Origin of the sequence: Paenibacillus xylanexedens, assembly GCF_007676705.1 — a bacterium.
In the GTDB taxonomy this organism is placed as follows: Bacteria; Bacillota; Bacilli; order Paenibacillales; family Paenibacillaceae; genus Paenibacillus; species Paenibacillus xylanexedens_C.
Window position 1 is genome coordinate 1 of record NZ_VEBF01000009.1, and the last position, 21,199, is coordinate 21,199.

At 48.5% G+C, this 21,199-nt stretch carries 17 protein-coding genes and 1 riboswitch; of the genes, 16 read left to right on the forward strand and 1 reads right to left on the reverse strand.

All coding sequences use genetic code 11. The annotated features are described in order from the left end of the window. Window positions 1-419: 419 nt before the first annotated feature. The gene (locus FS628_RS27145; RefSeq protein ID WP_145326154.1) at window positions 420-1,925 is read left to right on the forward strand and encodes an alpha/beta hydrolase family protein; all 1,506 of its coding nucleotides are present in this window, start codon (window positions 420-422) and stop codon (window positions 1,923-1,925) included. Window positions 1,926-2,210: 285 nt separating this feature from the next. Further along, window positions 2,211-3,212, forward strand: coding sequence for a ketoacyl-ACP synthase III (locus tag FS628_RS27150; protein WP_145326156.1), 1,002 nt, complete (start codon window positions 2,211-2,213; stop codon window positions 3,210-3,212). 181 nt (window positions 3,213-3,393) lie between these two features. Here the strand turns inward: FS628_RS27150 and FS628_RS27155 are convergent, their stop codons facing one another. After that, a complete protein-coding gene (locus FS628_RS27155; protein WP_145326157.1) occupies window positions 3,394-5,328 on the reverse strand; it encodes an amidase family protein in 1,935 nt (644 codons plus the stop codon). Between the two features lie 370 nt (window positions 5,329-5,698). On the opposite strand from FS628_RS27155, the gene FS628_RS27160 reads away from it, so the two are divergent. The 14 genes from FS628_RS27160 (at window position 5,699) to purN (ending at window position 21,038) form a co-directional block, all read left to right on the forward strand. Then, window positions 5,699-7,828, forward strand: a complete 2,130-nt coding sequence (locus tag FS628_RS27160; RefSeq protein WP_145326159.1) for a DNA topoisomerase III — start codon at window positions 5,699-5,701, stop codon at window positions 7,826-7,828. A gap of 161 nt (window positions 7,829-7,989) precedes the next feature. Then, window positions 7,990-8,127 carry a hypothetical protein gene (locus FS628_RS31535; RefSeq protein WP_186327993.1) on the forward strand — a complete coding sequence of 46 codons (138 nt, stop codon included), beginning with the start codon at window positions 7,990-7,992 and terminating at the stop codon, window positions 8,125-8,127. 136 nt (window positions 8,128-8,263) lie between these two features. Beyond that, entirely contained in the window at window positions 8,264-8,527 is a 264-nt protein-coding gene (locus tag FS628_RS27165; RefSeq protein WP_017690702.1) for a DUF1294 domain-containing protein, read from the forward strand. A 214-nt stretch (window positions 8,528-8,741) separates the two neighbouring features. After that, window positions 8,742-9,176: a universal stress protein gene (locus tag FS628_RS27170; RefSeq protein ID WP_105405782.1), complete on the forward strand. Its 435-nt coding sequence runs from the start codon at window positions 8,742-8,744 to the stop codon at window positions 9,174-9,176. A gap of 271 nt (window positions 9,177-9,447) precedes the next feature. After that, window positions 9,448-9,549, forward strand: a riboswitch (purine riboswitch). Window positions 9,550-9,741: 192 nt separating this feature from the next. After that, a complete protein-coding gene (purE, locus tag FS628_RS27175; RefSeq protein ID WP_145326161.1) occupies window positions 9,742-10,227 on the forward strand; it encodes a 5-(carboxyamino)imidazole ribonucleotide mutase in 486 nt (161 codons plus the stop codon). Next, the gene (purK, locus tag FS628_RS27180; protein WP_145326163.1) at window positions 10,224-11,426 is read left to right on the forward strand and encodes a 5-(carboxyamino)imidazole ribonucleotide synthase; all 1,203 of its coding nucleotides are present in this window, start codon (window positions 10,224-10,226) and stop codon (window positions 11,424-11,426) included. Before purE ends, purK begins: the two co-directional genes overlap by 4 nt. Beyond that, a complete protein-coding gene (gene purB / locus FS628_RS27185) occupies window positions 11,423-12,721 on the forward strand; it encodes an adenylosuccinate lyase (protein WP_047840491.1) in 1,299 nt (432 codons plus the stop codon). The genes purK and purB overlap by 4 nt, the downstream gene beginning before the upstream one ends. Window positions 12,722-12,956: 235 nt before the next feature. Beyond that, on the forward strand, window positions 12,957-13,829 hold the full coding sequence (locus tag FS628_RS27190) for a phosphoribosylaminoimidazolesuccinocarboxamide synthase (RefSeq protein WP_145326165.1): 873 nt from the start codon (window positions 12,957-12,959) through the stop codon (window positions 13,827-13,829). Between the two features lie 561 nt (window positions 13,830-14,390). Further along, complete coding sequence (gene purS, locus FS628_RS27195; protein WP_017690695.1) at window positions 14,391-14,636, forward strand: phosphoribosylformylglycinamidine synthase subunit PurS; 246 nt, start codon at window positions 14,391-14,393, stop codon at window positions 14,634-14,636. Between the two features lie 4 nt (window positions 14,637-14,640). Beyond that, on the forward strand, window positions 14,641-15,330 hold the full coding sequence (gene purQ, locus FS628_RS27200; protein WP_036606071.1) for a phosphoribosylformylglycinamidine synthase subunit PurQ: 690 nt from the start codon (window positions 14,641-14,643) through the stop codon (window positions 15,328-15,330). Then, a complete protein-coding gene (purL, locus tag FS628_RS27205) occupies window positions 15,308-17,551 on the forward strand; it encodes a phosphoribosylformylglycinamidine synthase subunit PurL (RefSeq protein WP_145326167.1) in 2,244 nt (747 codons plus the stop codon). Before purQ ends, purL begins: the two co-directional genes overlap by 23 nt. Beyond that, a complete protein-coding gene (purF, locus tag FS628_RS27210) occupies window positions 17,536-19,014 on the forward strand; it encodes an amidophosphoribosyltransferase (protein WP_145326169.1) in 1,479 nt (492 codons plus the stop codon). The genes purL and purF overlap by 16 nt, the downstream gene beginning before the upstream one ends. A 366-nt stretch (window positions 19,015-19,380) precedes the next feature. Continuing rightward, window positions 19,381-20,421 (forward strand): phosphoribosylformylglycinamidine cyclo-ligase, encoded by a 1,041-nt coding sequence (gene purM / locus FS628_RS27215; protein ID WP_145326171.1) that lies wholly within the window; start codon window positions 19,381-19,383, stop codon window positions 20,419-20,421. Beyond that, window positions 20,421-21,038, forward strand: a complete 618-nt coding sequence (purN, locus tag FS628_RS27220; protein ID WP_145326173.1) for a phosphoribosylglycinamide formyltransferase — start codon at window positions 20,421-20,423, stop codon at window positions 21,036-21,038. The genes purM and purN overlap by 1 nt, the downstream gene beginning before the upstream one ends. Window positions 21,039-21,199: the final 161 nt, after the last annotated feature.

Below are 21,199 nucleotides of genomic sequence, written 5' to 3' on the forward strand. Positions count from 1 at the left end.
GCCCTCTAGCGCCGATGGTACTTGGACCGCAGGGTCCTGGGAGAGTAGGACGCCGCCAAGCAAAGAACCACTGCCGATGTTATTCGGTGGTGGTTTTTATTTTTGTCTAATTTAATCTATGAAATTAGGAACAGCTCAGATTTGATGGGCTGTTTTTTTATTACCCATTCACCTCAAATATCCAGATGTGCACTTAACCAGCAACCTGGATACATACTTGATAGATGAACAAACAAACTAATCTTGCCGAAAGGAAGAAGCCAGCACATAACATGCTGTTTTTTGCCCCATCGTAGGCAACTTACAACAATCTTACAAGAGTGTAAGGCGATTGTAATCTAGATCAATAGGTATCAATCTTGCTGCTCCTGTATATTAATCCTATCCATCGAAGGGATTAATTTTTAGGGGGAGTTGTCGTGAGGCTTTTTGAAATACTGTTGTTCTTTTCAAGTGTTTTTTTGTTGGCAATCCCATTTATTTTCAATCAACGTATCAGGAGATCTGCTTTGCTCCTGACAAGCGGAGCAGGCTCCATTTTTTTAGTGATACATCTTCTTGTCGAAGGATACAGGGTTCAGCTTTTATTTTTATACGGATTTACGATCCTGATGCTTATGCTTTCAATTATAGATGTTTTCATAACGCAGAAAGCCGTACGGACTACCTCGCGAATCCGTAGAGTGCTGGGTCCCCTTTTAATTGTAATTGGGTTAATCGCAACAGCGTGCCTTAACTATGTGTTTCCCGTATTCGACCTTCCGGCGCCAACCGGCAAGTTGAAGGTAGGTATGCAAGTCTTCCATTTCGTCGACCCTAACCGAGAGGAGACATTTGGAAAAACCGCGACGGGCAAGAGAGAATTGATGGTTCAGGTATGGTATCCGACTGAAGCCGGTACTGGGGAGTACGCTCCCTTTATCCCTGATACCCGGATTTTATCTTATATGGGGGAGAACTTTGGTCTTCCTGGGTTTACTTTTCAACACCTGAGGTATGTATCCAGTCATTCATATTCGGGGGGCGAAGTCTCTTCGGAACAGGCCTCATACCCGTTAATTCTTGCAAATCCTGGAAACGTCTCTTCCAGGTTCCTCCACACGTCGCAAGCCGAAAATCTCGCGAGTCACGGATATATCGTGGCTGTGATCGACCACACCTACAATACATTTGCGACCAAGTTTCCGGACGGTCGAATCACGACCAGCACAACCGACAACTTATTCTCGCCCGATCATGATTACCAGACGGGAAGGGGAGTTCGAGACAAGTTGGGAAAAGTTTTAACCGAAGATGTGGCATTTGCGCTGGACCAGTTCGACCTCATACAATCGGGGCAGATTCCAAGTCATCTAAAAGGGAGGATCGATCTCGGTCATGTCGGGGTGTTCGGTCATTCCATAGGCGGAGCGACTGCCTATGACGCTTCTTACGATCCGAGAATCACGGTTGGAATAGACTTAGATGGAGGGCTTTATCGACTGCGTGAAAGAGAGGGGCTGCGAAAGCCGTTTTTGTTCATCAACTCGGAAAGCTATTCCGAAAAATTAAAAAGGGTGATGGATAACCGGGTCTACACGGATGCAGAGCTTAACCTTATGGGCTCGACAAGAGAGTGGGAGGATCAAGTAACGGAAGATAAAAAGTTAGAGCTTGAACGGATGCGCGAAACGGTCGACGAAGGGGGACAAGTCCTCTATATCGATAATACGGAGCATTTGAATTTTGCCGATGTACAGTTCATTTCTTCGATTTTCAACATGCTGGGCATTACAGGAAAGATTGCGCCCGAAAGAGCGAACTCCGTGATCAATGCCTATATGCTGGATTTCTTCAATATGTATCTGAAAAATCAAGGCGGGAACTTAATGAAAGGACCGGATAGCCGCTTTCCTGAGGTGAAGTTCGTAAACTGGCTATTATAATTAGAGAACAGGCTGCCGATTCTGCGATAGCATGTTCTCTATGTGATATTGTATCCGTTTCCTCAAGCGTGGCTGTCCAATATGCCAGGACACAACCACAGTCCAGTAGTCGGGCAAAAGTTAGTGTTGAACGCTCTTGAACGATGCTTCCATCCTTCCACAAACAGATGTATCTTGTATTTTACTTGAAGGCAAGATTGACTCTGAGCTGTCTTTTCATAAATTAGTACCAAGTTCTAAGACTTAGTGCTATAATAATAAAAAACAAATGAGGTGAGTACCGGTATGAATTATCAATCAAAGGCAACCATTACGGCAATGGGGACATATGTACCGGATCGAATATTAACGAATGCTGATCTGGAGAAGTTGGTCGAGACAAGTGACGAATGGATCGTACAGCGTACAGGCATGAGAGAACGAAGAATTGCAGCCGAGGATCAGTTTGTATCTGACCTGGCTACCAAGGCTGTGGAAGATATGATACATCGTTATCAAGTAAGTGTGGAAGATGTGGATATGATCCTTGTAGCTACAAGCACACCTGAATATGCTTTTCCAAGTACGGCATCCCGGGTACAGGCTAACCTTAAAATCCCACACACGGGCGTACTGGATTTAAATGCTGCATGCGCTGGTTTTACCTATGGGCTACAGCTAGCTGATAGTCTGGTGACCAGTGGAATGTACCGTAAAGTACTGGTTATTGGAGCAGAGACTTTATCCAAAATTACGGATTACACTGACCGCACGACTTGCGTATTGTTTGGTGACGGAGCGGGAGCCTTCTTGGTGGAGAGATCAGCAGCTGGAGAAGGTGACTTTATGGCAGCTGTATCAGGTACGCATGGAGATGGTGGTGTACATCTCTATAAGAGTGGCTTGTCTTCAGAAATGAATGGTGTACCATTACAGGGTGAAGGTTGTTTAGTTCAGAATGGCCGAGAGATTTATAAATGGGCTGTACGGACGATTCCAGAGCAATTGGGTAATCTTATAACGAAAGCTGGATTAAGATCTGAGCAGATTGACTGGTTTGTCCCGCATAGTGCCAACATGAGAATGATTGAGGCTGTATGCGAACGTGGACCAGTTCCCTTGGAACGTACGTTAACCAGTGTTGAGTATCGTGGGAACACATCTGCCGCTTCCATTCCGCTGGCGCTGCAGCTTGCAGTGGATGAAGGGAAATTGAAAGAAGGACAGAGCGTAGCTCTCTTTGGCTTTGGCGGTGGCTTGACTTACGCGGGTCTGGTGCTCAAATGGGGCGTACCGGACAGGGTTTAGGAATGAATGACATACGACTGTATATAACTCAGATATAAATAGAGAAAACAAAAGAGACCACCCAGACTTCATGCAGTCATGAAGAGGGTGGTCTCTTTTTTGAGGTAATTCGTTTGAAGGAATGCGATTATGGCTATGTTTCTTTTTGATTTAACACGAATTGCTTAATCCCATAAATGTTTTATGGCGTAAGCTTAGGGGCTTGGCGGTGATGAGTTCCTTGTTCGTAACTGTAAGCCAGCTTGATCAGGGTTCCTTCATCAAAGGCGCGACCAAGGAATTCCATACCTACTGGTAACCCATCGGTTGTAAAACCAGCAGGGACCGTGATCGCCGGGAAGCCGGAGAAAGGACTCAAACGGTTGTTACCACCAGAGTTTTGTCCTTCGCCAATAACACCAGCAGCCTGCGTAGATGTAGGATAGATGATGGCATCTAGGTTGTTGTCTGCCATAACTTTCAGCAGGGACTCACGTGTAACTTGGGTACGTTTCAGAACGATGTCCTTGTACTCTGTAGTCTCCAACGTTTGGCGAGCATCCCGCGTCTTCATGGATTGCTCCTGAGATTTGTCGAACTCTCCGGAAGCGATGATCTCGGACAGACTGTGATATGGAGCATCTGCGCCCAATGAGTCCAGATAGTCATTCAGTTGAAATTTGAATTCATATCCGCTGAGACTTGGGTATTTGTTGATCTCAGTCAAGTTGGGGATAGAAATGGGAACTGCGGTTGCTCCCAGTGACTTCAGTTCTTCCACAGCGGTGTTGATCACGTCAGCTACGGCTTTTTCTTCAGCTTTGGTACTTGGGATAAGTTCAGTGGCTACACCGATGCGTGCACCTTTCAACCCGTTTACATCCAAGAAGTCCGTATAGCTGGAAGGTATTTTTCCAACTGCGTAAGCTGTAGCCACATCCTTTTTATCATATCCGGCTGTAGCATCCAGCATGATTGCAGCGTCACTAACAGTACGAGCCATAGGTCCACCGACATCCTGTGTCAAAGCCAATGGGATAATGCCTTCACGGCTGGACAGTCCGATGGTTGGACGGATACCCACAAGGCTGTTGAAGCTGGACGGGATTCGGATCGAACCGCCAGTGTCTGTACCCATGCCAGCTGCAGCAAAGTTAGATGCAATGGCAGCACCTGTTCCACCGCTTGAGCCACCTGGATAGTGGTCCAGGGCGTAAGGGTTCAATGTTTGTCCACCCAATGAGCTGGATGTCGTGATGCCAAATGCGAATTCATGCAGGTTGGTTTTACCCAAAATAATGGCGCCAGCTGCTTTGAGTTTCTTCACTTGTTCAGCATCGTGAGCAGGAATGGAATCCTTCAGACAGATACAGCCTGCGGTTGTCGGCATATCATTGGTATCGAAGTTATCTTTGACCAGAATCGGAACGCCATGCAGAGGTCCACGAGCACCTTGAGCTGCACGTTCTTCATCCAATTGCTCCGCAATTTGGAGCGCATCGGGGTTCAATGTTAATACAGCGTTTATGCTTACACCTTGATCATCGTATTTTTCAATGCGGTCCAGATATTTCTGAACCAGCTCTTTCGATGTCAGTTTTCCTTGCTTCATTGCGGCCTGGAGATCCATGATGGTTGCTTCCTCCAGGACAAACGGTTTTATGTAGTTATAAATGCGGTCTTTCAGTACAGATAGGTCATTCTCCGTGAGCACAGCGTTAGGAAGGAAGAGGGATTCGGTATAGCCTCTCATTAAACCTGCGGTATTCAATGCACCGACAGCACCCGCATAGGAAGCTTGATCTGGAACATCTTTGAATGATTCGGAAGCAGACTCAAGTTCGAGCCATTGTTGCAAGGCGACCGCAGCATCTTTACGTTGTACGCTTGAGCCAGAGAGCTTGTCCATGGTAAAAGGAACACCTGCAAGTGTTGCGGCTTCTTCCATGGCCTTAGTAAATGCTGCGGCAGTAGCAGGCGCTTTACCTGCGGTTACAGCTGCAACCGTAGTTTTGCTCGTAGACGTTGCTGTTGCGGCGGATGCCGATGGAACCGTTCCTCCCCATGTTGTAGCAACAACAGCTCCCGCCAATAACAAAGCCCCACTTTTTTTCAATACAGATCCATGATAAGTCATGCATCCACGCTCCCTTCGTGTGTCCCATTGATGTGTGTGTTCGTTAATCTGGTTTATATGCTTTTGACACATTCTATAGTTATGTAAGGTAATCTTACAATGTTTATATTTATCCAAAAAAACGTATACATCAATACTTTACAGTATTAATGCTAATTGATGCTTCCGATTACGTGCACTCAGGAAAACTATCAAAGACTTTTGTGTGATTAAATATAACATGTATATTACATAATGATTAAACGTGAGGCTAGATGCTGAAATAGACAAGGCAAGAGCGAAGACAGAGCATACCATTACCACGAAATGATATAATGAAAAGATAGAATAAAAGTGACATAAGGTTTTATCAGAGAGGAAGAGATATGAAGTGAAGACATTAGTACTCGCAGAAAAACCATCTGTAGCACGCGAAATAGCCAGAGTCATGGGTGCGCGTGATAAACATAAAAGTTATATGGAAGGCCCAAAATATATCGTTACCTGGGCGCTTGGGCATCTGGTTGGATTAGCTGAGCCGGAGGATTACGATAAGAAGTATGCAACATGGAATCTGGAGGACCTGCCAATTTTGCCAGACCGTACGAAACTGAAGGTGCTCAAAGAGACTAACCATCAATATAAAGCGGTCCAACAGCTGATGAAGCGTCAGGATGTAGGGGAGCTAGTCATTGCCACGGATGCGGCCCGTGAGGGAGAATTGTTGGCCCGTTGGATCATGCAGATGGCGGGGTGGAAAAAACCTTTCAAGCGCCTGTGGATTTCATCCCAGACGGATAAGGCGATCAAAGACGGATTTGCCTCGCTGAAGCCAGGCAGTCAGTTCGACCGTCTCTATGAATCAGCACGTTGCCGGGCGGAAGCCGATTGGATGATTGGACTTAATGTGACAAGGGCACTAACCGTTCGTTTTAATGCACAGTTATCTGCTGGGCGGGTTCAGACGCCAACCTTGGGTATGATTATGGACAGGGAAAATGAAATTAACGGTTTCCGCTCGCAGGAGTATGAGACATTAACGGCAGATCTGGGAGGTTTTCAGGCTGTGTGGCGGGCGACTGGAGGAGATTCGCGAATCTTCAACCCTCAAGAAACTCAAGAATTAAAGAAACGGGTAGACGGACGCAAGGGCACGATTGCTCAAGTGAAGAAAAGCGAGAAGGTTGAGCCGCATCCACTGGCATATGACCTGACGGAACTGCAACGGGATGCCAACCGGAAATACGGTTTCTCGGCGAAGCAAACATCAAATGTCCTGCAACGTCTGTATGAACAACACAAGCTTGTGACATATCCTCGTACGGACAGTCGGTACCTGACTTCGGATATGACAGCAACGTTGAAAGAGCGGCTGGACAGTGTAGCCATTGGACCTTACGCATCGCTGGCACGTCCTTTGCTGCGCAAAAATCTGAATATCACCAAACGTATTGTGGATGACAGCAAAGTGACCGATCACCATGCAATCATTCCAACAGAGCAGACGGTGCTTCTGAATCAACTGAACCCGGAGGAACGCAAGTTGTACGATCTGATCGTACGTCGTTTTATCAGCCTGTTCTACCCGGCAGCGAAGTATGATTCGGTTGCGATCACGGTGCAGGTGGGGAGCGATTCCTTCCATGCCAAAGGCACAACGGTGAAAGAAAGTGGATGGCGTGAAGTCTACGGCGGCGATTACAGCGATGATGACGATGACCGTGCTGATGATGCAGCAGACCATGAGCGTGCGCTTTTGCCAGATGTGCAGCAAGGACAGTCTGTGACAGTTCAGCGTTGTCATATTAAAAGTGGCCGGACGATGCCGCCCAAACGATATACCGAAGCTGCTTTGCTATCCCAAATGGAGAAGTATGGACTGGGTACTCCGGCAACACGAGCGGATATTATTGAGAAGCTGGTCAGTTCCGATACCATTGATCGTCAAGGCAACAGCATGCATCCAACCGGCAAAGGAAAACAGTTGATTGAACTGGCTGCTCCGCAGCTGCGTACACCGGATCTAACTGCCCGCTGGGAAGCTGAACTGGAACGCATCGCTCGTGGGCAAGGGAAACCGGAACCATTCCTGGATAGTATCCGTTCAATGGCGAAAGAGCTTGTGTCTACGGTAAAAGGCAGCAAAGCGGAGTATAAGCCGCATAATGTGTCGAATAGCCATTGCCCGGACTGTAATGCACGATTACTGGAGAAGAAGGGCAAGCGTGGCAAATTCCTTGTATGCCCTACCGAGGACTGCGGTTATCGTCGTTCGGCAGAGAAGAGACTGTCCAATCGTCGTTGTGCGCAGTGCCACAAAAAGATGGAGATCAAAGAAGGCAAGGCGGGGCTGTACGTGCAATGTCTGCCATGCGGTATTACAGAAACATTGGATAAGGACAAACAGCATGTGAACAAACGGGATCAGCAAAAGCTGGTGAAACAATATGCGAAGCAGGAGTCCATTGGGTCTAACCTTGGAGATCTGTTGAAGGCGGCTATGGAGAAAAAGGGAGAGTAGAGCAAGCTCTGAGTTAGCGCAGATCGCATCACGCATGTAACGCTAGTTGCGAATAACGGACGTTATGGAGAGTGATTGCTGCGCCTATCCCTAATCATACATGTGATGCGGTATAAGATCCTCTGTTTTCAGGCAACGTAAGCCAAGGAGGTGATACCCATATGCCGCATAACAAACCCGAAAAGATCCATAACCAGCAGAACAAAGATAGCATTCGGGAAGAAAACATCGCTGTTCGTCCAGCCAAAGCAGCCAAAAGAGTACCAAGTCTGAACGGTATTCCCAAGCAGGAGTCCTAAAATCATCTAAACTGTCGATCTAACAAGAGTGTCTCTTCAAAATGATGCGGTTCCCTGCCCGCGTTGAACATGTCTCTGCTGAGGATTATAATGGAGACAGGGAGATGTCCCGGGATAGGGGGACCGCTAGAATTTTATGCAAACTGGACTTATATTGTGGTTTTTATTTATTAATGTAGTTGGTTATCTGGTGATGTCGGATGATAAGAGGCGTGCACAGCAACGTCGTGATCGTACACCTGAACGGACGTTATTCCTGCTTGCATTTATAGGCGGAGCTCTGGGAGTCTGGATCGCGATGTATCGGAAAAGGCACAAAACCAAACATCCCAGCTTCACCATTGGCATTCCGTTGTTGTTGTTCCTGAATGCAGTAATCTATGGTTACTTTATTCAATGAACACATGGAACACATGCGTAACCATTCCTTCAAGCTGAGTGAAAGGTGTATCATTGATTCGTTTGATATGTAAATTTATTCGTATGAATGGTTCATAGTAGCTCCCGAACGTTTAAGGAGTTATATGGTTCTGTTATTTAACGGTTAGTTTATTGCATGTCAGACCGAAGCTTGCTTCGCGTGTTCTACATATAAAGGAAGGGACGGGATTCACATGTTATTTTCCAAAATATTAGTGGCTTATGATGGTTCCAAAGCTTCAAATAAGGCTCTTGATCGTGCGATTGAGCTAGCTAAAGTGTCCCCGGACGCTGTATTGGATGTCATTCATGCTTTTGATTTCCCGCGTATATTCATTGGTGAGGGGTTGGCCCCGCTGCCACCTTCACTTAATAATGACTATTACAATCTGGCGGTGCAGACGACGGATGAAGCGAAAGAGCGAATCCAGGCTGCTGGTGTAACGGCCAACGTGGACCTGATTCAAGGGGCTGCTGCAGAAGTGTTGCTTGATTTTGCCAAAGAAAATGATTCTGATATCATTATTATTGGTAGCCGCGGACTGGGTGGAATTCGGGAATTTGTCCTGGGTAGTGTCAGTCACAATGTGGTTCAGCATGCTCAGGTTCCAGTACTGATCGTAAAATAATAGATGAAGTGTGTGAACACACTAAAAGCAGGAAGCCGGTTGTCTTCGAGAGATTGAAGAGGAGCCGGCTTTCTTTTATGGGATGAAATGGATGACTAAGTGAATTTAATGAAGCAATTCCCGAACATTATATTTGTCAATATGTTAAATGTTCGTCTTTAAGTTGACATTAGCTGTAGGGGATTGTTAGAATGTTAGATGTGTCGATCAGGTAAGAATAAGGTCGAGTAGGAACGAAATGTGTAATAAGATATAACAAAACGAATCAAGCTGGTTTGAATAGATATTTGCTCGTATAACGCCGGGAATAGGGCCCGGAAGTATCTACCCGGGAACCGTAAATTTCCGGACTACGAGGAGATACGGCTGAGAGTCGCATGTAATTAGATGCGGACAGCAAGCCCCTTTTGGCATGCCCAAATGAGGGATACGTATTTCTTGGAGTCCGGTGTCCGGAGAAAATGTGATGTTTTCGCGGGTAGCGGATTTTTTCATTTCACACGTAAAATGAATTCATTAATACCAGATGTAATCAAAAAAGCTCAGACGGGAGTTGGATGTATTCATGTCACTGCAAGTCGCTGTAATTATGGGCAGCAAGTCGGATTGGGAAACGATGAAATATGCGTGCGAGGTGCTGGACGAGCTGGAGATTGGGTATGAGAAAAAGGTGGTCTCCGCCCATCGTACACCGGATTTGATGTTTGAATACGCAGAGCAAGCGATTGATCGAGGATTCAAGGTGATCATTGCAGGTGCAGGCGGGGCAGCACATCTACCAGGTATGGTAGCAGCCAAAACGATGCTTCCAGTCATTGGCGTTCCGGTTCAGTCCAAAGCATTGAACGGTCTCGATTCCTTGTTGTCCATTGTTCAGATGCCTGGCGGGATTCCTGTTGCAACCGTTGCAATCGGTAAGGCGGGGGCTACCAATGCAGGTCTGCTCGCAGCTCAGATGATCGGTGCATTTGACCCGGATGTCCAACGTCGCTCTGAAGCTCGAAGAGAGCGCATCAAACAAGAAGTACTCGAAAGCAGTGAAGAACTATGAGTAGAGCTGGGAACCAATCCGGTATAGCAGGAGAACTACAGCAAGTCCTGCTGCCCGGGAAAACAACCATTGGCATTCTTGGAGGCGGACAGCTCGGACGCATGATGACGCTCGCAGGCACGGCAATGGGTTATCGATTTGTTACCCTTGATCCCGCCTCGGATGCACCTTGTGGTCAAATTGCTCGTCAGATCGAAGCAGGATATGACGATGCCAAAGCTGCGCTTGAGCTAGCTCGGCAATGCGATGTCATTACGTATGAATTCGAGAATGTGGATGCAGAAGTTGCTGCGTTACTCGAACGTGAGTCCTACGTTCCGCAAGGAAGTGCGTTATTGTACACCACACAACATCGGTTGCGGGAAAAACGAGCGATTGAAGCGGCTGGAGTAAGAGTCGCGCCTTATCGGGAAATCACAAGTGCGGATACAATGCTTGCAGCTGTAAGCGAACTTGGCGTTCCATGTGTACTGAAGACGGTGACTGGAGGCTACGATGGCAAAGGCCAACGGGTCATCCGGGAAGCGAGTCAGGCTGTTGCGGCATACGAAGAACTTGCAGCTACTGGTGCGGAATTGGTGTTGGAGCAATTCATCAAGTTTGAATGCGAGATTTCGGTCGTTGTAGCGCGTAGCACAAATGGGGAGATCAAGACGTTCCCGCCAGCGGAGAACATTCATGTGAACAACATTTTGCATGCGTCAATCGTGCCGGCTAGAGTCGCAGCAGACGTCCAGATAGAAGCAATGAAACTGGCAGCGGCGGTGGCGGAATCGATGAAGGCTGTTGGACTGCTGGCTGTGGAACTGTTTGTAGCGGCGGATGGAAGGCTGTACGTCAACGAGTTGGCACCAAGACCTCACAATTCTGGACACTATACGATGGAAGCCTGTGCAACATCACAGTTCGAACAACATATTCGTGCGATCTGCGGACTACCGCTGGGTGACACTTCGTTATTGAGTCCGGTCGTTATGGTTAATGTGCTTGGAGAACATCTGGAAGGCATTATCGCAAGAACAGGGCAGCCTGATGCGGAAGCGATAGAACTCGGTGTGATTCCCAAGCTTCACATATATGGTAAAACCGAAGCGAAAACAGGACGGAAGATGGGGCATGTGAATCTGCTCTGTCAGGATGTTGAAGAAGGATTACAATGGATTGAACAAACTAATCTCTGGAGGAATACAAATTCATGATTGAACGTTATAGCAGACCCGAAATGAGAGCCATCTGGACAGAAGAGAACAAATTCCAATCGTGGCTGGAAGTTGAAATTTGTGCATGTGAGGCGTGGGCCGAACTGGGTGTAATCCCTAAGGAAGAAGCGGCATTGCTTCGTCAGAATGCATCTTTTGACATCGACCGTATCTATGAGATTGAACAGGAAACACGTCATGACGTTATCGCATTTACGCGTACGGTATCTGAAAGTCTGGGTGCAGAACGGAAATGGGTGCACTATGGACTGACTTCCACAGATGTCGTGGATACGGCTCTGGGTTATGTACTGCGTCAAGCAAATGAGATTCTGGAAAAGGATATCGTGAACTTCATTGAAATTCTTCGTGAAAAAGCACTAGCTTATCAGCACACACCAATGATGGGACGTACACACGGGGTGCATGCAGAGCCAACAACATTCGGACTGAAAATGGCGTTGTGGCATGAAGAGATGAAACGGAACCTGGAGCGTTTCCGTCATGCAGCAGACAATGTTCAATACGGCAAAATCTCAGGTGCAGTAGGAACGTATGCGAACATCGATCCGTTTGTCGAAGAGTTTGTCTGCGAGAAGCTGGGCACGAAGCCTGCGCCGATCTCGACTCAAACATTGCAACGTGACCGTCACGCGGAATATATGGCTACACTAGCGTTGATCGCAACGTCCCTGGACAAGTTCGCTACAGAGGTACGTGCACTGCAGAAGAGTGAGTTCCGTGAAGTGGAAGAAGCTTTTGCTAAAGGTCAAAAAGGATCTTCAGCAATGCCGCACAAGCGTAACCCAATTGGTAGTGAAAACATCTCAGGTCTGTCCCGCGTTATTCGCGGACATATGGTATCCGCATACGAGAACGTAACGCTCTGGCATGAGCGCGACATCTCACATTCTTCCGTAGAACGTATCATTCTGCCGGATGCAACGATGCTGCTGAACTACATGCTGAACCGTTTTGGTAACATCGTGAAGAACCTGACGGTATTCCCTGAGAACATGAAACGCAACATGGAGCGTACCTACGGGGTACCATTCTCCGGTCGCATCATGACGAAGCTGATCGACAAAGGTTTCAGCCGCGAGCAAGCATACGATACCGTTCAACCACGTGCGATGCAAGCATGGGAAGAACAACGTCAGTTCCAGGATATCGTGAAATCCACACCGGAGATCACGGAAGTGCTGAACGAAGAAGAAATCGCAGATGCGTTCAACCCGTCATGGCACCTGAAGCACGTAGACACGATCTTCAAAAAGCTCGGCTTGAACGACTAATATATAACTCCCATAAGGCTATAGCGCAGAATGATGGGTTTGCAGGGAACGCAGAGGACAGAAATAAGCTGAAGAAGCGGAGCGTTCGCCTTTATCCTCGGATTTTCACTTTGAAAAAGTGGAATCAAAAAATCTGGGGATAACAGCGATTGGAAGATTGTTCTGTCCTCGGAGTGGAGTCCGCACCATCAGGATTCTGCCCTTAGCCTTACATCTCCTGAAAGAAGGTGAGCCCATGGCACTGTCCACTGCGGCAGATCTCGTTAAAGCACCTCTGTTATATAAAGGAAAAGTACGTGAATTGTACGATCTGGGTGAACATTTTCTGATCGTGGTTACCGACCGAATCTCGGCATTCGATTACGTGTTGGACCCGGCGGTTCCTGAGAAAGGAAACGTACTGAATAAACTTAGCAGCTTCTGGTTCGAACTAACGGGTGACATGATGGAGAACCACGTGGTGCATACTGATGTGAATCAACTGGGTGATCTCATCACAGACCCTGAATTGCTCAAAGACCGCATCATGGTAACCCGCAAAGCGGAACGCATTGATATTGAATGTGTCGTGCGTGGATACATCACTGGTGGTGGGTGGAGACAATATGAGACGAACGGTGAAGTCAACGGGATCAAGCTGCCTGATGGACTTCGCAAGAACGCCAAGCTCGAAGTTCCCATTTTCACACCGGCAGCCAAAAATGATGTTGGTCATGATGAAGACATTCCAATGGTTCGCATGAAAGAGCTAGTCGGGGATGCCCTCGCAGTTGAGCTTCAGGAAAAAAGCTTGCGCCTGTACGAATTTGCCCGTGATTACTGTGATCAGCGTGGCATCATTCTCGCAGACTGCAAATTCGAGTTCGGCATCGTGGATGGCAAGGTCATCCTGATTGACGAAATCTTCACTCCAGATGCTTCACGCTTCTGGGCCAAAGAGAACTATGAGCTGGACATCGAGATCGACAGCATGGATAAAGAGCCAGTGCGCACCTATCTCGCCGGAACCGATTGGGACAAGAACAGTAAACCTGATCCACTCCCACAAGAGGTAGTTGAAGCAACAACCGCAAGATACGTCGATATTTATAACCGTTTAACGAGATAATAAAGTTTAACGTTTGAGGTGAGCCTCGGGAAAGTTTGGCTTTCGATCGCTGTTGCCCCCGGAATGTTTTGAATGGAATCCTTATTTTCAAAAGGAAACATTCCGGTTGCAAAGGCGAACGCTTACGCTTCTCCAGCTCAAATCTTTCCCTCCGCCAGTGTCAAACTGGGGGATGAGGCAATTAAGAGCGGTGGCTTCCCACAGGTAGGAAAGCCTGAAAGATTGCGAGATTCAATTTCATTGGACACTCATGTAACGTAAAGACCATTAGCTGCTTTCACGTAATGGTCAGGCTAGACCATTACACACCGTGCAACGTAAAGGTTTGAGCCTTTAAAAAAACGTCGCATGGACTAGCGGAGGGGCGGAATTGTTCTTAAAGGAGCGATAGCGTTCGCCTTTGTCCCCGGGTTTTGACCGCACAGCGGTTCAAAACAATCAAAAAACCTGGGGACAACAGCGACCGGAAGAACAATCCGCCCCGGAGCAAGCACCAATGCCCCACCTTTTAACAGCATAAAGCATTTATCCCGTTCATTACTGAGGAGGAACATAAGGATCATGATCAAAGCAACCGTATATGTCACTATTAAGCAAAGCGTACTCGACCCGCAAGGCGTAGCTGTTCAAGGAGCCCTGCATTCAATGGGATTCAACGAAGTGGAAAGTGTACGGATCGGTAAAGTCATGGAACTGAACCTGGATACAACAGATCGTGCGGAAGCGGAGAAACGATTGAAAGTCATGTGTGAAAAGCTGCTGGCCAACACCGTTGTTGAAGATTACCGCTACGAATTGGAGGGTTAATCTCATGAAATTTGCAGTTCTTGTGTTCCCTGGCTCCAACTGCGACATTGACTGTTACAAGGCAGTAGAAGATGCCATTGGGCAAGAGGTTGATTATGTATGGCACACGGCTACAGATCTTTCGGCTTATGATTGTATTTTAGTTCCGGGTGGTTTCTCTTATGGGGACTACCTGCGCTGCGGAGCGATTTCCCGCTTTGCACCGGTAATGAACGAGGTAGCGAAAGCTGCTGAACAAGGTAAATATATTTTGGGTATTTGCAACGGATTCCAGATCCTGACGGAAGCCGGATTGCTTCCAGGTGCATTGATCCGCAACACTTCCCTGAAATTCCGTTGTCACGATACGGTATTGAAAGTGGCGAACGCAGATACACCATTTACACGTGACTATGCACCGGGCGAAGAGATTATCATCCCGATTGCACACGGTGAAGGCAACTATTATTGCGACGAGGAGACGCTCGCAAGTCTGCAAGCGAACAACCAGATCGTATTTACGTACGGCACCAACCCGAACGGTTCCCTGGGTGATATTGCAGGAGTCTGTAACGAGGCTGGAAACGTGGTCGGCATGATGCCGCATCCAGAGCGTGCAGTGGATTCACTGTTTGGTTCGGAAGACGGCAAACGTATGTTTACATCTATTTTGAAAGCATGGAGGGATCGGCATGACGCAGCAGCTATCCGCTAAGGAACCAACAGCAGAACAGGTCGCAGAACATAAACTTTACTCACAAATGGGCGTATCTGACAGCGAGTATGAGCTGATCTGTGAGTTCATGGGGCGCAAGCCAAACTACACGGAAATCGGTGTGTTCAGTGTAATGTGGTCCGAGCATTGTGCTTATAAAAACTCCAAGCCATTGCTGCGCCGTTTCCCAACCACTGGACCACGTGTCCTGATGGGACCTGGTGAAGGTGCCGGTATCGTGGATATCGGTGATAACCAGGCCGTTGTATTCAAAATTGAAAGCCATAACCATCCTTCCGCGGTTGAGCCTTATCAAGGTGCGGCAACAGGCGTGGGCGGCATTATCCGTGATATTTTCTCCATGGGCGCAAGACCGGTAGCCTTGCTGAACTCCCTTCGTTTCGGCAAGCTGGAGAGCGATCGCGTTAAATATTTGTTCGAGCATGTTGTAGCGGGTATTGCTGGATACGGTAACTGTATCGGTATTCCTACGGTTGCAGGCGAAGTGATGTTTGATGAGAGCTACGAAGGTAATCCGCTGGTTAACGCCATGTGTGTGGGTCTGATTGATCATGACAAGATTCAGCGCGGTGTAGCTAAAGGTGTAGGTAACCCTGTTTACTATGTGGGCCCACCAACAGGCCGGGATGGTATTCATGGAGCAACCTTTGCATCGGTTGAACTGACGGAAGAATCCGAGTCCCAACGGACAGCGGTTCAGGTCGGTGACCCGTTTATGGAAAAACTCGTCATGGAATCCTGTCTGGAATTGATCGACACGGGCATCGTGCTCGGTATTCAGGATATGGGTGCTGCGGGTCTGACATGTTCAAGTGCAGAGATGGCAAGTAAAGCGGGTAACGGTCTGGAATTGTATCTGGATCAGGTACCACAGCGTGAAGAAGGCATGACGCCTTACGAGATGATGTTGTCTGAGTCCCAAGAACGCATGTTGTTCGTCGTTGAGCCGAAGGATGAGGCGCAGGCGATGGAAATCTTTGAACGTTGGGGCGTAATCTGTGCCAAAGTCGGTAAAGTAACGGATGACGGTCGTCTGAAATTGATTCACCACGGCGAAGTGGTCGGAGATATGCCAGTAACGGCATTGGTTGACGAATGTCCAGTGTATGACAAACCTTCTTCTGTACCTGCATACTACGAGCAAAGTGCTTTCATCGACACGCTTCGTTACGACGAAGTGTCGGATCTCGGCGGAGCGTTGAAACAAGTGCTGGCTTCACCAACAGTAGCAAGTAAAAAATGGGTGTATGATCAATATGACTACATGGTGCGTACAAGCACTGCCGTTCGTCCAGGTTCGGATGCAGCCGTAGTTACGATTCGTGGCACACGCAAAGGTCTCGCGATGACAACGGACTGTAATGGACGTTATGTGTACCTTGATCCTGAAGTTGGTGGACGAATTGCCGTGAGTGAAGCAGCACGTAACATTGTATGTTCCGGTGCAGAGCCGCTGGCGATCACGGACAACCTGAACTTCGGTAACCCGGAGAAGCCGGATATTTTCTGGCAAATGGAGAAAGCGGTAGACGGTATGGCGGAAGCTTGTCGTGTGCTGGATACGCCGGTCATCGGTGGTAACGTAAGTCTGTATAACGAAAACGCCAAAGGCTCCATCTATCCAACGCCAGTTGTCGGTATGGTAGGTCTCGTTCATGATACGGATCATATCACGACACAAGCATTCAAATCCGAAGGCGATGTTATCATCCTCCTCGGTGAGACAAAAGCTGAACTGGGTGGCAGCGAGCTGCAATACGCGGTTCATGGTCAAACAGAAGGCCGTCCGCCAGAGCTGAATTTGCAAACGGAAAAAACGTTGCTCAGCACGGTGCTGGAAGCTATTCAATCCGGTCTCGTTCGCTCGGCACATGACTTGTCTGAAGGCGGATTGGCTGTTGCACTCGCAGAGTCTTGCATCAGCGGTAACGTAGGAGCACAGGTGAATGTGGAGACGACATTGCGTGGAGATCACGCTCTGTTCAGTGAGAGCCAATCCCGTATCTTGTTGTCGGCTACGCCAGAGCAAGCGGGGAAACTTGAAGCATTTGTACGTGAGCGCGGTGTACCTGTAGCTGTGATTGGACGTGTAGAAGGAAGTAACCTGACGATTGAATTGAACGGAACATCAGCCGTGAGCGAACCTGTAGGAGGTTTGGCTCAGGTCTGGGAGGATGCGATTCCATGTCTCATGAACTGACGACAGGACCGTTGTGGACAGGCGATTATTATAATGAAGGGTCCGGCAAGGAAGGACTCGACAAATTGAAGGAAGAATGCGGCGTGTTCGGGGTGTTCAGACACCCTGACGCGGCCTCGCTCTCCTATTATGGACTGCATGCGCTGCAACATCGGGGCGAAGAGAGTGCAGGCATGTGTGTGAGTGATGGCAGCCAGTTTAACTATCATCGCGGCATGGGTCTGGTGAAAGAAGTATTCACCAAAGACCTGATGCAGACGTTGACCGGGGATATTTCCATTGGACATGTCCGATATTCAACAAGTGGTGACAGTAAACTGACGAACGCACAGCCATTGGTATTCAAATACCGTGATGGTGATCTGGCGGTAGCGACTAACGGAAACATTGTGAATGCACCAACGATCCGGCGTGAGCTGGAGCAGAGTGGGTCCATTTTCCAAACAACAAGTGATACCGAGGTCATTGCGCATCTAATTGCACGATCCTCTAAAGGGCTTGTGGAAGCGGCGAAAGAGGCGTTCCAGCGCATTGTGGGCGGTTATGCATTTCTGATCATGACCAACGACAAGCTGCTTGTGGCTTCCGATCCACACGGACTTCGTCCGCTCACGATGGGTAAGCTCGGTGATGCGTATCTGTTTGCATCCGAGACCTGTGCACTCGAAACGATCGGCGCAGAATTGATTCGTGATATCGAGCCGGGGGAATTGCTTGTGCTGGATGCCGATGGTCTGCACGAGGATCGCTTCGATCATCACAAACACCGCAAGGCATTATGTGCGATGGAATATATATATTTTGCTCGTCCGGATAGTGATATGAATGGTGCGAATCAGCATGCTGCCCGTAAACGGATGGGAAGCCGGATGGCGATTGAGGCGTTTGTGGATGCGGATCTGGTCACAGGTGTACCGGACTCCAGTATTTCCGCGGCAATAGGTTATGCGGAGCAAACGGGTATTCCTTACGAGATGGGTATGATCAAGAACAAATACACCGGACGTACGTTTATTCAGCCGAGCCAGGAACTGCGGGAGCAAGGCGTGAAGATGAAGCTGAGCGCTGTGCGTCGCGTCGTGGAAGGCAAACGTGTGGTCATGATTGACGACTCCATTGTACGGGGAACAACTTCCCGGCGAATCGTGAACATGCTGCGTGATGCAGGAGCAACCGAGGTTCATGTACGCATTACATCACCACCTTTCAAAAACCCGTGTTTCTATGGCATTGATACGCCTGACAGCCGCGAATTGATTGCCTCACAGCTGTCGGTGGAAGAAATCTGCCGTGAAATTAATGCGGATTCCCTGTCGTTCCTCAGTCCGGATGGACTGATTGCATCGATACAGGGAGATAATCAGAATGATCCCAAGGGCGGGCTTTGCCTCGCATGTTTTGATAATGATTACCCAACCCGCCTCGACTTCGGCGGTGAAGAAAAATTCGGCTGCAGCTGTTAGCCCTTAAAGCCCCGCTTTGCGGAACAATAGGGGCCAGGGCAGCCCAGGTGAAGCAGTTGCCCCCGGGCATAGCCCGAGCCCTCAAGCCCCGCTTTGCGGAGCAATAGGGGCCAGGGCAGCCAGGCGAAGCAGCTGCCCAGCGGGCTTGCCCCGCAGCACAGCCTAGCGGGGTTCGCTGACCGATGGCCTGCGGTCAACGGTCAGCGAACAATCCCGCGAGCACACGCACGAATCAACCATAGCAAGATCACACCAGCCACCCCTGCACCGCTTGTTTGGCGGGTGTCCAGAGGGCCTGCCAAGGTCCTATGGGGTCCTCCCAGGCGGGAGGATTTAGGAGGGGCGAAAAAAAGGAGATGATTCCACTTGTCTGAAGCATATAAAAAGGCCGGCGTCGATATCGCGGCAGGTAATGAAGCGGTTGAACGGATGAAAAAACACGTGAAGCGTACCTTCCGTCCGGAAGTAATGACAGATCTGGGCGGATTCGGTGCCCTGTTCGGTTTGAACAAAGATAAATACGATGAGCCTGTGCTTGTATCCGGTACAGACGGCGTAGGCACCAAGCTGAAAATTGCATTTGCCATGGACCGTCACGATACCATCGGAATCGACGCGGTAGCGATGTGTGTGAACGACATTGTGGTACAGGGTGCAGAACCACTTTTCTTCCTCGACTATCTGGCATGTGACAAAGTCATTCCGGAGAAGATCGAAGCTATTGTTGCGGGAATCGCTGAAGGCTGTCATCAATCTGGTTGTGCGTTGATCGGTGGCGAAACGGCGGAGATGCCGGGCATGTACAGTGAAGGCGAATACGATATTGCTGGATTCACGGTGGGCATCGTGGACAAAGCGAAGATCATCAACGGCACAACCATCGCGCCTGACGACACAGTGATTGGATTGGCCTCCAGCGGTGTGCATAGTAACGGATTCTCGCTGGTACGTAGACTTTTGTTGGAAGATGCGGGACTTGATCTGCATGATGAAGTAGCGGAACTGGGCGGTAAGCTGGGTGATTCTCTGCTGGAACCTACGAAGATCTATGTTAAACCCCTGTTGTCCCTGCTGGAAAAGGTAAAAGTAAAAGGTATGGCTCACATTACAGGTGGCGGCTTCATTGAGAATATCCCACGTATGTTGCCTAGTAACGTGAATGTGGATATTGACTACGGCTCTTGGCCAATCCTGCCGATCTTCAACCTGTTACAGGAAAAGGGATCTGTCTCGAACCGTGACATGTTCACCACATTTAATATGGGTGTCGGGCTTGTACTGGTCGTTAATGAAGCAGATGCAGCGGAAGCTCTGCAACAACTGAAATCATCTGGTGAAGAAGCGTACATCATTGGCCGTGTTACTGAAGGAGATGCGCGAGTAACCTTCACGGGAGCGGATGTTTAATGGCGAACTACCGCATAGCTGTGTTTGCCTCGGGTGAAGGGTCCAACTTTCAGTCATTGGTCGATGCAGTACGAAACGGTGGGCTGAATGCATCCGTTGATCTGCTCGTGTGTGATAAACCGTCTGCACGCGTTGTGCAGCGGGCACAGGACGCAGGCGTGGACTGTCACCTGTTCATACCGAAAAATTATGCTTCCCGTGAAGCCTATGAGGCAGAGATCGTGGAAGTGCTTGAATCCAAGAAGATCGACTTGGTCGTTCTTGCGGGATATATGAGATTGCTAACTTCGGTTGTGGTGGATCGTTACGCAGGGCGGTTGATTAACATTCATCCGTCCTTGCTACCGGCATTTGCAGGTAAGGATGCGATTGGACAGGCTCTCGACTATGGCGTGAAAGTTACGGGTGTGACCGTGCACTTTGTGGACGGCGGCATGGATACAGGGCCGATTATTGCCCAGCATCCCGTTCCCATTTTGCCAGAGGATACTGCTGAATCAATCAGCCGTTCCATTCATGCTGCCGAACAGCAGTTATATCCTGAAGTGGTATCCTGGTTCGCGCAAGGTCTGGTTCAATTAGACGGACGTCACGTTACTGTTAACAAACCGGTTTAATATAGTTTTAAACTGTTTCACACATTAACGGAGAGGACAGAAATAAGCTGGAGAAGCAAAGCGCTCGCCTTTATTACTGGATTTTTACCCATTGAGAAATTGTTCAAAAAAATCTAGGAATAACAGCGATCGAAAGATTATTCTGGACTCGTAGTGTTTTA